Raw genomic sequence first — 13127 nt, 5'->3', positions numbered from 1 at the left:
ACACCATGACCGTGAAACGCCCCGCCCCCGGCGACCTCGACCCGATCGAAACCGCCAGCCGCGACGAAATCGCCGCGCTGCAGCTCACGCGCCTGCGCGCCACGCTGCGCAACGCCTATGACAACGTGCCGCACTACCGCAAAGCCTTCGATGCGAAGGGCGTGCACCCCGACGACCTGAAGTCGCTGGCCGACCTGTCGAAGTTCCCGTTCACGGTGAAGACCGACCTGCGCGACAACTACCCCTTCGGCATGTTCGCCGTGCCGCGCACGCAGGTGGCGCGCATCCACGCGTCGTCGGGTACCACCGGCAAGCCGACCGTGGTGGGCTACACGAAGAACGACATCGACACCTGGGCCGACCTGGTCGCGCGCTCCATCCGCGCAGCGGGCGGACGGCCCGGCGACATGATCCACGTCGCCTATGGCTACGGCCTCTTCACCGGCGGCCTGGGTGCGCACTACGGCGCCGAGCGCGCGGGCTGCACCGTCATTCCGATGTCGGGCGGCCAGACCGAGAAGCAGGTGCAGCTGATCCAGGACTTCAAGCCCGACATCATCATGGTCACGCCCAGCTACATGCAGGTGATCATCGAGCAGTTCGAGCGCCAGGGCCTCGATGCCAAAGACAGCTCGCTCAAGGTCGGCATCTTCGGCGCCGAGCCGTGGACCGAAGCCATGCGCCGCGACATCGAGACGCGCGCCGGCATCGATGCGGTCGACATCTACGGCCTCTCCGAAGTGATGGGCCCGGGCGTGGCCAGCGAATGCGTCGAGAGCAAGGACGGTCCGGTGATCTGGGAAGACCACTTCTACCCCGAGATCATCGACCCCGAAACGGGCGCGCTGAAGGCCGATGGCGAAGAAGGCGAGCTCGTCTTCACCTCGCTGAGCAAGGAGGCCATGCCCATCGTGCGCTACCGCACGCGCGACCTCACGCGCCTGCTGCCGCCCACCTCGCGCGCGTTCCGCCGCATGGGCAAGATCGTCGGGCGCAGCGACGACATGATGATCATCCGCGGCGTGAACGTCTTCCCCACGCAGGTGGAAGAGATCGTGCTCGCACACAGCGCCCTCACCGGCCTGTACCAGGTGCGCGTGAGCCGCGAAGGCCTGCTCGACCAGGTCGAGGTGCACTGCGAACTCACACCGCACGAGGCCGCCGCGGCCGACCGCAATGCCATCTCCGACTGGGTGCAGCACCGCGTGAAGACGCTCATCGGCATCTCCACCCGCGTGGTCGTGCACGGCCCCGACGAAATGGAACGCACGCAGACCGGCAAGGCCCGCCGCGTGATCGACACGCGCCCGCGCTGAGCCGCCCGCGCGCCCCACACACCGCACCGAAAGGACACGCACATGTACACCCAGGCCATGGACACGATGGGCAAGGACGCAGGCGACGGCAAGCAGAAGGCCGTGCGCTCCGCCGACGAGCTGCGTCTCGAGGAACGCTTCGACGCCCGCATCGACGCCGGCGACTTCATCGAGGCGAAAGACTGGATGCCCGAGCACTACCGCAAGACGCTGGTGCGCCAGATCAGCCAGCACGCGCACTCCGAAATCGTCGGCATGCTGCCCGAGGGCAACTGGATCAGCCGCGCGCCCACGCTCAAGCGCAAGGCCATCCTGCTGGCCAAGGTGCAGGACGAAGGCGGCCACGGCCTGTACCTGTACGCCGCCGCCGAAACGCTGGGCACCTCGCGCGACCAGATGTTCGACGCGCTGCACACGGGCAAGGCCAAGTACAGCTCGATCTTCAACTACCCCACGCTCAGCTGGGCCGACATGGGCACCATCGGCTGGCTGGTCGATGGCGCGGCCATCATGAACCAGGTGCCGATCTGCCGCTGCTCGTACGCACCGTATGCGCGCGCCATGATCCGCATCTGCCGCGAAGAGAGCTTTCACCAGCGCCAGGGCTACGAAGCACTGCTGACAATGATGAAGCAGGGCACCGACGCGCAGAAGGCCATGGTGCAGGACGCGGTCAACCGCTGGTGGTGGCCCTCGATCATGATGTTCGGCCCGCCCGACGACCAGTCGCCCAACTCGGCGCAGTCGATGCGCTGGGGCATCAAGCGCTTCAGCAACGACGAGCTGCGCCAGAAGTTCATCGACGCCACCGTCGAGCAGGCCGCAATCCTCGGCGTGACCTTGCCCGACCCCGACCTCAAGTGGAACGAAGAACGCCAGTCGCACGACTTCGGCGTCATCGACTGGAGCGAGTTCTGGCGCGTGATCGCCGGCGATGGCCCCTGCAACCGCGAACGCCTGCAGGCCCGCGTGGACGCCTGGGACGACGGCGCCTGGGTGCGCGAAGCCGCGATGGCCCACGCCAACAAACAACCTCTGAAGGAAGCAGCATGAGCACCGAAGTGAAGCAAGAGTGGCCCCTGTGGGAAGTGTTCGTGCGCAGCAAGGCCGGCCTCGATCACAAGCACTGCGGCAGCCTGCACGCGGTCGATCCGAAGATGGCGATCCAGATGGCGCGCGACGTCTACACGCGCCGCCAGGAAGGCAGCAGCATCTGGGTGGTGCGCTCCGACCAGATCGTGGCCAGCGACCCGGGCGACAAGGACATGTTCTTCGACCCGGCCGAAGACAAGGTCTACCGCCACCCCACCTTCTACGCACTGCCCAAGTCCGTGGACCACATGTGAGCCCAGGACGGCACGCCATGCAAGCCTCGATCGAACTGAACCGCACGCCCGCCGTGCACTACCTGCTGCGCATCGGCGACACCTGCCTGGTGCTCGCGCAGCGCCTGGGCGAATGGTGCGGCCACGCACCGGTGCTCGAAGAAGACATCGCGATGGCCAACATCGCGCTCGACCTCGTCGGCCAGGCCCGCGCGGTGCTCACGCACGCCGGCAAGCTCGAAGGGGCTGACCGCGCGCACGACGAAGACCAGCTCGCCTACCTGCGCGACGAGCGCGACTACTTCAACCTCACGCTGGTCGAGTTGCCCCGCGGCGACTTCGCCTTTGCCGTGCTGCGCAACACCATGGTCGCCACGCTGCTCAAGCTGCTGTGGCAGCGCCTGGCCGCATCGAGCGACGCCGAAGTGGCCGCCATCGCCGGCAAGGCGCTGAAGGAAGCGCGCTACCACCAACAGCATTCGGCCGACTGGGTCGTGCGCCTGGGCGACGGCACCGACGAGTCGCGCCGCCGCACCGAGAAGGCGCTCAAGCAGCTGTGGCTCTACGTGCCCGAGCTGTTCGAGAGCGACGACGTCGATGCGCAAGCCAGCGCCAGCGGCCTCGGCCCGGCCTGGAGCGAACTGCGCGAGCCCTGGCTTGCCGACATGCAACAGGTGCTCGACGCGGCCGGCCTCGCCATGCCGAAGGAAGCCGCCTTCCGCAGCACCGGCAAGCACGGCGTGCACAGCGAGCACATGGGCTACATCCTGGCCGAGATGCAGCACCTGCAGCGCAGCTTCCCCGGAGGCGTGTGGTGACCACCGAAGTGGCATCGCGTGTCGAGGCCGCCTGGGCCGTGCTGCACACCGTGCCCGACCCCGAAGTGCCGGCCGTGTCGGTCTGCGACCTGGGCATCGTGCGCGAGGTGATCGAGCACGACGACGGATTGGAGGTCGTGCTCACGCCAACGTACTCCGGCTGCCCCGCCACCGAAGCCATCGAGCACGATGTGCTGGCCGCCATCGAACAGGCCGGCCTGGGCCGCGCCCGCGCCACGCTGCGCCGCGCACCCGCCTGGACCAGCGACTGGATCAGCGACGAAGGCCGCGACAAGCTCAAGGCCTACGGCATCGCGCCGCCGGCGCACCTCACGCCCGAGCAGGCCTCCACCACCGCCGTGCCGATCAAGCTCTTCGGCCGCATGGCCGGCGAACGCATCGCCTGCCCCCGCTGCGCCAGCGAGCGCACCGAGCGGCTCTCGGCCTTCGGCTCGACCGCCTGCAAGGCGCTGTACCGCTGCATGGCCTGCCGTGAACCCTTCGAACATTTCAAGCCTATCTGAAGCACGCCCACGATGAGCACCCTCTTCCATCCCCTGCGCGTGAAGGCCATCGAGCCCGACACGCACGAGGCCGTCATCGTCTCGTTCGAGGTGCCGGCCGACCTGCAGCAAGTCTTCGGCTTCACGCAGGGCCAGTACCTCACGCTGCGCCATGACATCGACGGCCAGGACCTGCGCCGCTCCTATTCGATCTGCGCCGGCATCGACGACGGCGAGCTGCGCGTCGGCGTGCGCAAGGTGCGCGGCGGCGTGTTCTCCAACTGGATCAACGCCCACCTGCAGCCCGGCGACAGCCTGCAGGTGATGGCGCCGCAAGGCCGCTTCTTCGTGCCCATCGAGCCCGAGGCCGCGCGGCATCACGTGGGCATTGCGGGCGGCAGCGGCATCACGCCGATCCTGTCGATCATGAAGACCGTGCTGGCGCGCGAGCCGAAGAGCCGCTTCACGCTGATCTACGGCAACCGCCAGCTGCAGTCCACGATGTTCAAGGAAGAGATCGAGGACCTGAAGAACCGCTACATGACGCGCCTCGTGCTGCAGCACGTGTTCTCCGACGAGCACACCGATTCGCCGCTGGGCTTCGGCGTGATGAACCGCGAGAAGATCGGCGAGTTCCTGACCTCGGTGGTGCCCGCCGCGCAGATCGACCAGGTGTACGTGTGCGGCCCGTTCCAGATGAACGACGAGGCCGAGGCCGCGCTGCTCGCCGCGGGCGTGCCCGAAGACCGCATCCACATCGAGCGCTTCGGCGTCGCGCTGCCCTCGGCCACGTCGGCCAACCAGGTCGGCGCGGTGGTGCACGAGGCGCAGCCGGGCGATGCCAAGCAGGCGCGCGTGACCATCGTGCGCGACGGCCTGCAGCGCGAGATCACCTACACCGAGGGCCAGCCCAGCATCCTCGATGCGGCGTCGGCGGCCGGGCTCGAAGTGCCGTTCTCGTGCACCTCGGGCGTGTGCGGCACCTGCCGCGCGAAGTGCGTGGACGGGGAAGTCCGCATGGAAAGAAACTTTGCGCTCGACAAGAATGAAGTGGCCGCGGGATTCGTGCTGACCTGCCAGGCCCACCCCCTGACCGAACGCGTCACGCTGTCTTTCGACGAGCGCTGAACGCCCGCTTTTCCCTCGGCCTTTCCCATACCAACCCGGAGACAAACCAACCATGACATTCTTCAAGCCTCTGCTGATCGCCGCCCTGTGCGCCACGGCCTTCTCGGCCTGGGCCGACGTCAACGTCGGCGTGACCATCTCGGCCACCGGGCCGGCGGCGTCGCTCGGCATCCCCGAGAAGAACACCATCTCGCTGATGCCCAAGACCATCGGCGGGCAGAAGATCAACTACATCGTGCTGGACGATGCCTCCGACACCACGGCCGCCGTGAACAACACGCGCAAGCTGATCGCCGAGAACAAGGTCGACGTGATCCTGGGCTCGACCACCACCCCGGCCTCGCTCGCGATGATCGACGTGGCCAGCGAAGCGCAGACGCCGATGATCTCGGTGGCCGCCTCGGCCCGCATCATCGAGCCGATGGACGCGAAGAAGAAGTGGGTCTTCAAGACGCCGCAGAACGACATCATGATGTCGCTGGCCATCGCCGAGCACATGGCCGCCAACGGCGTGAAGACGGTCGGCTTCATCGGCTTCTCCGACGCGTACGGCGAAGGCTGGTCGCAGGAGTTCGCCAAAGCCGCCGAGCTGAAGAAGATCAAGATCGTGGCCAACGAGCGCTATGCGCGCTCCGACACCTCGGTCACCGGCCAGGCGCTGAAGCTCATGTCGGCCAAGCCCGATGCGGTGCTGGTCGCCGGCTCCGGCACGCCGGCCGCGCTGCCGCAGAAGACGCTCAAGGAGCGCGGCTACACCGGCAAGATGTACCAGACGCACGGCGTGGCCAATGCCGACTTCCTGCGCGTGGGTGGCAAGGACGTCGACGGCACCTTCCTGCCGGCCGGCCCGGTGCTCGTGGCCGACCAGCTGCCCGCCAGCAACCCGGTGAAGAAGTCTGCGCTCGCCTACGTCGCCGCCTATGAAGCCGCCTACGGCAAGGGCACGGTCTCGACCTTCGGCGCGCACGCCTGGGACGCGGGCCTCTTGATGAGCTCGGCCGTGCCGGTCGCGCTGAAGAAGGCCCAGCCGGGCACGCCCGAGTTCCGCGCCGCACTGCGCGATGCGCTCGAGCAGACCAAGGATGTGTCGGGCGCGCATGGCGTGTTCAACATGACGGCGGCGGATCACCTGGGGCTGGACCAGCGCGCGCGCGTGATGGTGAAGATCGAAAACGGCGCCTGGAAATACCAGCCCTGAGCCTTCCTGCCTTGCTCCCTCCCCTTCCGGGGGRGGGCGGGGGKGGGGGCACGGCGGCATTGAATGCCGCACGGCTCCGAATGCGGGGGCAGCCCCCATCCCAACCTTCCCCCAGAGGGGGAAGGAGCAATACAGACGCAGACAGACAGCAGCGCGCGCGACCGACAGCGCTAGCAACAGACACTGACTCGACACACGGGCCCCGCCCGAAGGTTTTCATATGGACTTGCAGATTGCCCTGTTGCTGGGGCAGGACGGCATCGTGAACGGCGCGGTCTACGGACTGATGGCGCTCGCGCTCGTGCTGGTGTTTTCGGTCACGCGCGTGATCTTCATTCCGCAGGGCGAGTTCGTCGCCTTCGGTGCGCTCTCGATGGCCGCGCTGCAGGGCGGGCGCACGCCGGCCACGCTGTGGCTGCTGGTGGCGCTGGGCGCCATGGCGCTCGTCGTGGAGGTGTGGCGCTGGAAGCGCGGCGCGACGATCGACTGGCGCTCGGCTTTCACGTGGTGCGTCGCCTTCCCGGCCGTCGCCGCGGTGCTGGTGCTGGGCGTCAAGCCCACGTCGATGACCCTGCAGGCGGTCACCACGCTGGTGCTGATCGCGCCGCTGGGCCCTCTGCTGTACCGCCTGGCGTACCGCCCGCTGGCCGATGCCACGGTGCTGATGCTGCTGATCGTCTCGGTCGCGCTGCACGGCGTGCTGGTCGGCCTGGGCCTGTTCTTCTTCGGCGCCGAAGGTTCGCGCACCACGCCGTTCTCCGACGTGCGCTTCGACATCGGCGGCATCCCCGTGAGCGGCCAGTCGATCGTGGTGGTGGGCGTCACGCTGCTGCTGGTGATCGCCATGTTCTGGTTCTTCGGCCGCTCCATGGTCGGCAAGGCGCTGCGCGCCACCGCCATCAACCGCGTGGGCGCACGGCTCTCGGGCATCCCCACCGAGCTGTCGGGCGACCTGAGCTTTGCGCTCGCGGCGCTCATCGGCGCGGTGTCGGGCCTGCTGATCGCACCGATCACCACGGTCTACTACGACACCGGTTTTCTCATCGGCCTGAAGGGCTTCGTGGCCGCCATCGTCGGCGGACTGGCGAGCTACCCGTTGGCGCTCGCGGGCGCATTGCTGGTCGGCCTGCTGGAAGCTTTCTCTTCGTTCTGGGCCAGCGCCTACAAGGAAGTGCTGGTGTTCACGTTGATCATTCCAGTGCTGTGGTGGCGTTCGCTGCGCAGCCACCACGTGGAGGACGAGGAATGAGCGCGTCGCCCACCACTTCTTCCAACACGGCCCACGCGGGCCGTCCGCTGGTCACGCCGCGCACGCTCACGCTGGCGTGCATCGTCGCGCTCGCGCTGGCCTGGGGCTGGCTGCCCGACTTCACCGTCGCGGTGCTCGGCAACATCGGCCTGTATGCGCTGGTGGCCGCCGGGCTGGTCATGCTGACCGGCGTGGGCGGCATGACCTCCTTCGGCCAGGCCGCGTTCGTCGGCATGGGCGCCTATGCCACTGCGTGGATCTGCACCTCGCCCACGGCCGCGGGCTGGCTCGGCGGCCTCGCCGGTTCGGCGCTGGTGCCGTGGCTCGGCCTGCTGCTCGGGCTGGTGCTGACCTTCGCGCTGGCCTGGGCGCTCGGCGCGGTCACGCTCAAGCTGTCGGGCCACTACCTGCCGCTGTGCACCATCGCCTGGGGCCTGAGCCTGTACTTCCTGCTCGGCAACATGGAGTTCCTGGGCGGCCAGACCGGCATCACGGGCGTGCCGCCGCTGGTGGTCGCGGGCATCTCGCTGGCCTCGCCGCGCGCACTCGGCGTGGTGATCTGGGCCGTGCTGCTGCTGGCGCTGTGGGCGCTGCACAACCTGCTCGACTCGCGCGAAGGCCGCGCCATCCGCGCGCTCAAGGGCGGCCGGCTCATGGCCGAGTCGATGGGCGTCGACACGGCGCGCCACCGCATCAAGCTGTTCGTGCTGGCCGCATTGCTCGCGGCCGTGTCGGGCTGGCTCTACGCGCACATGCAGCGCTTCGTGAACCCCACGCCCTTCAACCTCAACATCGGCATCGAGATGCTGTTCATGGCGGTGGTCGGCGGCGCGGGCCACCTGTGGGGCGCGGTGCTCGGCGCCACGCTGATCACGCTGCTCAAAGAGAAGCTGCAGGACATCCTGCCCGCGCTGCTGGGCACCAGCGGCAACTTCGAGGTGGTGGTGTTCGGCCTGCTGATGCTGTTCGTGCTGCAGCGCTTTGCCGACGGCCTGTGGCCCACGCTGGCGCGGCTGGTGAGCCGCTGGGTGCGGCCGGTGGCCAAGGCCCCCGCAGCCGGTACATCGACGGCCCCGGCGGCGCAGCTCGCACAGCGCGTGCTGCCGGCGGCGGGCACGATGCTCTTGCAGGCCGACGCGGTCAGCAAGCGCTTCGGCGGCCTCATCGCCAACAACGACATCTCGATGACGCTGAAGGCCGGCGAGATTCACGCACTGATCGGCCCGAACGGCGCGGGCAAGAGCACCTTCTTCAACATGATCTCGGGCGTGGACGACCCCAGCTCGGGCCAAGTGCGGCTCGAAGGCGATGCCATGTCGGGCCGTCCCTCGCGCGCCTTCGCGGCGCGCGGCCTGGGCCGCACCTTCCAGCACGTGCGCCTGCTGGGCCAGCGCAGCGTGGTCGAGAACGTGGCGCTCGGTGCCCACCTGCGCGCCAAGCGCGGCTGGCTCGCCGCGATGCTGCGGCTGGACCGCGCCGAAGAAGCCGCGCTGATGGCCGAGGCGCGCAAGCAGATCGAGCGCTGCGGCCTCGGCGCGCATGCCGACACACCGGCCGCTTCGCTCTCGCTGGGACAGCAGCGCGTGGTCGAGATCGCACGCGCGCTCGCCGGCCAGCCGTCGGTGCTGCTGCTCGACGAACCCGCAGCCGGCCTGCGCCATCTTGAAAAGCGCGCGCTCTCTGAGCTGCTGGGCCAGCTGCGCGCCGAAGGCCTGGGCATCCTCGTGGTGGAGCACGACATGGAGTTCGTGATGAACCTCGCCGACCGCATCACCGTGCTCGAGTTCGGCACCGTGATCGCCACCGGCACACCGGCCGAAGTGCAGGCCAACCCGCGCGTGCTCGAGGCCTACCTCGGTGGCGCCGACGACGAACTGCTGGAAGACGCCCGATGAGCCACCCCATTCTTCAACTGGAAGACTTCTGCGTCGCCTACCGCACCGTCGAGGCGGTGCACAGCGTGCGCCTGCACGTGAACGAAGGCGAGATCGTCACCGTGATCGGCCCCAACGGCGCCGGCAAGACCACGCTGCTGTGCGCGGCCATGGGCTTGCTGGTGTCGAGCGGCAAGCTGTCGCTCGACGGCGAGCGCATCGCGCGCCCCGGCGTCGAGACCATGGTGGCGCGCGGCGTGGCGCTGGTGCCCGAGCGGCGCGAGCTGTTCGGCGAGATGTCAGTCGAAGACAACCTGCTGCTCGGCGGCTTCTACCAGTGGCGCAAGGGCAAGCGCGACCAGCGCGCGCGCATGGACGAGGTCTTCGAGATCTTTCCGCGCCTGAAGGAGCGCCGTCCGCAGATGGCCTCCACGCTCTCCGGCGGCGAGCGCCAGATGCTGGCCATCGGCCGCGCACTCATGGCGCGCCCGCGCCTGCTGATGCTCGACGAGCCTTCGCTGGGCCTCGCCCCGCTGGTGGTGCGCGAGGTGCTGCGCGTGGTGTCGCAGCTGCGCAAGCATGGCGTCTCGGTGCTGCTGGTGGAACAGAACGCCCGCGCCGCGCTGCAGGTGGCCGACCGCGCCTACGTGCTCGAGATGGGCGCGGTGGCGCTCGAAGGCAATGCCGGCGACCTGCTGCACGACCAAAGAATCATCGATACCTACCTGGGCATCGGGAACAAGAAATGACGCCGCCCCCGTTTTCCTCCCTCCCCTTCCGGGGGAGGGTCGGGGTGGGGGCCAGCGGCGATCGATAAAGCACCGCGCCGAACCAGCGCCGCCTGCCCCCATCCCAGCCTTCCCCCGGAAGGGGAAGGAGCAACACAACAGCCAAAGGACATCACCATGACCACCCTTCAAAGCTACATCGCCGGCCGCTGGATCGGCCAGGAAGCCGCGCAATCGCTGCGCAGCGCTGTCAACGGCCAGGCCGTGGCGAGCACGCACGCCGAGGCCATCGACTTCGCGGAGGCGCTGGCGCATGCGCGCCGCGTCGGCATTCCCGCGCTCATGAAGCTCGACTTCCAGCAGCGCGCCGAGCGCCTGAAGGCGCTGGCCAAGTACCTCGCCGCCAACAAGGAAGCGCTGTATGCCGTCTCGGCCCACACGGGCGCCACGCGCGCCGACGGCTGGATCGACATCGAAGGCGGCGCCGGCACGCTGAGCGCCTACGCCAGCATCGGCACCAACGAGCTGCCCTCGGGCAACCTCGTGCACGAAGGCCCGGCCTTTCCGCTTGGCAAGAAGGGCGGCTTCGCGGGCACGCACATCCTGGTGCCGCGCGGCGGCGTGGCGGTGCACATCAACGCCTTCAACTTCCCGGTGTGGGGCCTGCTCGAGAAGTTCGCGCCCAGCTTCCTCGCGGGCATGCCCTGCATCGGCAAGCCGGCCACGGCCACCAGCTACCTCACCGAAGCGCTGATGAAGCTCATCGTGCAGTCGGGCATCCTGCCCGAGGGCAGCCTGCAGCTGGTGATCGGCAGCACGGGCGACCTGCTCGACCGCCTCGAAGGCCCCGACGTGGTCACCTTCACCGGCTCGGCCGACACCGCCGCCAAGCTGCGCGTGAACGCGAACCTGGTGCGCCAGTCGATCCCGTTCAACGCCGAAGCCGACTCGCTCAACTGCGCGATCCTCGCGCCCGACGTGACGCCCGACGACGAGGAGTTCGATCTCTTCGTGAAAGAGGTGGCGCGCGAGATGACCACAAAAGCCGGCCAGAAGTGCACGGCCATCCGCCGCGCGATCGTGCCGCGCCAGCACCTCGATGCGGTGGCCGAGAAGCTGCGCGCCCGCCTGGCCAAGACCGTCATCGGCGACCCGTCGCGCGAAGACGTGCGCATGGGCGCCCTCGCCTCGCGCGACCAGCAGGCCGACGTGGCCGAGCGCGTCGCCACGCTGCTGCAGGGCGCAGAGCTGGTGTACGGCGAACGCGACGGTTTCTCGCCCGTGGGCGACGGCGTGAGCGAAGGCGCGTTCTTCGCGCCCACGCTGCTCCTGAGCCGCAAACCGCTCGAACACGACGCCGCACACGACATCGAGGCCTTCGGCCCCGTCAGCACGCTCATGCCTTACGACGGCATCGACGAAGCACTGGCGCTCGCCGCGCGCGGCAAGGGCAGCCTCGTGGGCACGCTCGTCACGCGCGACCCGGCCATCGCCGCCAAGGCGATTCCGGTCGCTGCCGCTTGGCACGGCCGCCTGCTGGTGCTCGACCGCGAGGCCGCTGCGGAATCGACCGGCCACGGCTCGCCGCTGCCGGTGCTGAAGCACGGCGGCCCGGGCCGCGCGGGCGGCGGCGAAGAACTCGGCGGCCTGCGCGCCGTGAAGCACTACCTGCAGCGCGCCGCGCTGCAGGGCTCGCCCACCATGCTGGCGGCCGTCACCGGCGAGCACGTGCGCGGCGCCGCGCTGCGCGAGAGCGAAGTGCATCCCTTCCGCCGCTACTTCGAAGAGCTGCGCATCGGCGACTCGCTGCTCACGCACCGCCGCACCGTGGGCGAGGCCGACATCGTCGCCTTCGGCGGCATCTCGGGCGACTACTTCTACATGCACTTCGACGAAGAGGCGGCCAAGGCCTCGCCCTTCGGCAAGCGCATCGCGCATGGCTACTTCGTGCTGTCGGCCGCCGCGGGCCTGTTCGTCTCGCCCTCGCCGGGCCCGGTGCTGGCCAACTACGGCCTGGACACGCTGCGCTTCGTCAAGCCCGTGGGCATCGGCGACACCATCCAGGCGCGCTTGACCTGCAAGCGCAAGATCGACCGCAACAAGAAGGACGCGAGCGGCCAGGGCCAGGGCGTGGTGGCCTGGGACGTGGAGGTGACCAACCAGCTGGGCGAGCTGGTCGCGAGCTACGATATCCTGACCCTTGTCTCCAAGAAACCAGAAACCAACTGATGTTCGATCTCACAGGAAAAGTCGCGCTCGTCACCGGCGGCAACGGCGGCATCGGCCTCGGCATGGCACAGGGCCTCGCCAAAGCTGGCGCCCGCGTCATCGTCGCGGCGCGCAATGCACAGAAGTCGGCCGCCGCGGTCGAATCGCTGAAGGCATTGGGCAGCGACAGCTTCGCGCTCGCACTCGACGTGACCGACGAAGCCTCGGTGCAGAAGGCCTTCGACGAGGTCGTGGCGCGCTGCGGCCGGCTCGACATCCTCGTCAACAACGCCGGCACCACGGTGCGCAAGCCCGTCGACCAGCTCGCGCTGGCCGAGTGGCACCAGGTGATGGACACCAACCTCACCAGCGCCTTCCTGTGCAGCCGCGCCGCGCACCCGCACCTGAAGGCCGCGGGCGGCGGCAAGATCATCAACATCGGCTCGATGATGTCGATCTTCGGCGCGCCCTACGCCCCGGCCTACGCCGCGAGCAAGGCCGGCATCGTGCAGCTCACCAAGTCGACCGCGCTCTCGTGGGCGGCCGACCAGATCCAGGTCAACGCCATCCTTCCGGGCTGGTTCGAGACCGAGCTGACCGACGGCGCGCGCACCCAGATTCCGGGCCTGTACGAGCGCGTGAAGACGCGCGCCGCCGCCGGCCGCTGGGGCCAGCCTTCGGACATCGCAGGCACCGCCGTGTTCCTGGCGAGCGCCGCGTCCGACTACGTGACCGGCACCGCCATTCCCGTCGACGGCGGGTTTTCGATCTCCGGCTGAG

12 protein-coding genes are annotated in these 13127 nt (G+C 68.8%); all 12 read left to right on the top strand.

The features are described from left to right. The first annotated feature begins 5 nt into the window (after positions 1–5). Entirely contained in the window at positions 6–1316 is a 1311-nt protein-coding gene (paaK, locus tag CY658_RS27015) for a phenylacetate--CoA ligase PaaK (protein WP_101493129.1), read from the top strand. A 42-nt stretch (positions 1317–1358) separates the two neighbouring features. Continuing rightward, positions 1359–2369, top strand: a complete 1011-nt coding sequence (gene paaA / locus CY658_RS27010) for a 1,2-phenylacetyl-CoA epoxidase subunit PaaA (RefSeq protein ID WP_099795399.1) — start codon at positions 1359–1361, stop codon at positions 2367–2369. Continuing rightward, complete coding sequence (gene paaB, locus CY658_RS27005) at positions 2366–2662, top strand: 1,2-phenylacetyl-CoA epoxidase subunit PaaB (protein ID WP_056578133.1); 297 nt, start codon at positions 2366–2368, stop codon at positions 2660–2662. The genes paaA and paaB overlap by 4 nt, the downstream gene beginning before the upstream one ends. A gap of 17 nt (positions 2663–2679) precedes the next feature. After that, positions 2680–3459: a 1,2-phenylacetyl-CoA epoxidase subunit PaaC gene (paaC, locus tag CY658_RS27000; protein ID WP_101493128.1), complete on the top strand. Its 780-nt coding sequence runs from the start codon at positions 2680–2682 to the stop codon at positions 3457–3459. Then, positions 3456–3983, top strand: a complete 528-nt coding sequence (paaD, locus tag CY658_RS26995) for a 1,2-phenylacetyl-CoA epoxidase subunit PaaD (RefSeq protein ID WP_101493127.1) — start codon at positions 3456–3458, stop codon at positions 3981–3983. The genes paaC and paaD overlap by 4 nt, the downstream gene beginning before the upstream one ends. Before the next feature lie 12 nt (positions 3984–3995). Next, on the top strand, positions 3996–5090 hold the full coding sequence (gene paaE, locus CY658_RS26990; protein ID WP_101493126.1) for a 1,2-phenylacetyl-CoA epoxidase subunit PaaE: 1095 nt from the start codon (positions 3996–3998) through the stop codon (positions 5088–5090). Positions 5091–5142: 52 nt separating this feature from the next. Beyond that, entirely contained in the window at positions 5143–6288 is a 1146-nt protein-coding gene (locus CY658_RS26985; protein WP_101493125.1) for an ABC transporter substrate-binding protein, read from the top strand. Between the two features lie 220 nt (positions 6289–6508). After that, entirely contained in the window at positions 6509–7537 is a 1029-nt protein-coding gene (locus tag CY658_RS26980; RefSeq protein ID WP_101493124.1) for a branched-chain amino acid ABC transporter permease, read from the top strand. Beyond that, complete coding sequence (locus tag CY658_RS26975; RefSeq protein ID WP_101493123.1) at positions 7534–9432, top strand: branched-chain amino acid ABC transporter ATP-binding protein/permease; 1899 nt, start codon at positions 7534–7536, stop codon at positions 9430–9432. Before CY658_RS26980 ends, CY658_RS26975 begins: the two co-directional genes overlap by 4 nt. Continuing rightward, the gene (locus CY658_RS26970) at positions 9429–10160 is read left to right on the top strand and encodes an ABC transporter ATP-binding protein (protein WP_101493122.1); all 732 of its coding nucleotides are present in this window, start codon (positions 9429–9431) and stop codon (positions 10158–10160) included. Before CY658_RS26975 ends, CY658_RS26970 begins: the two co-directional genes overlap by 4 nt. Positions 10161–10316: 156 nt before the next feature. Further along, a complete protein-coding gene (gene paaZ / locus CY658_RS26965; protein WP_101493121.1) occupies positions 10317–12368 on the top strand; it encodes a phenylacetic acid degradation bifunctional protein PaaZ in 2052 nt (683 codons plus the stop codon). Beyond that, positions 12368–13126 (top strand): SDR family NAD(P)-dependent oxidoreductase, encoded by a 759-nt coding sequence (locus CY658_RS26960; RefSeq protein ID WP_101493120.1) that lies wholly within the window; start codon positions 12368–12370, stop codon positions 13124–13126. The genes paaZ and CY658_RS26960 overlap by 1 nt, the downstream gene beginning before the upstream one ends. Position 13127 lies beyond the last annotated feature (1 nt).

It is taken from the genome of Variovorax sp. RO1 (assembly GCF_002849325.1).
Taxonomy (GTDB): Bacteria; Pseudomonadota; Gammaproteobacteria; order Burkholderiales; family Burkholderiaceae_C; genus Variovorax.
Note: the sequence above shows the minus strand (reverse complement) of the source record. Positions and strands in the feature narration are given on the sequence as shown.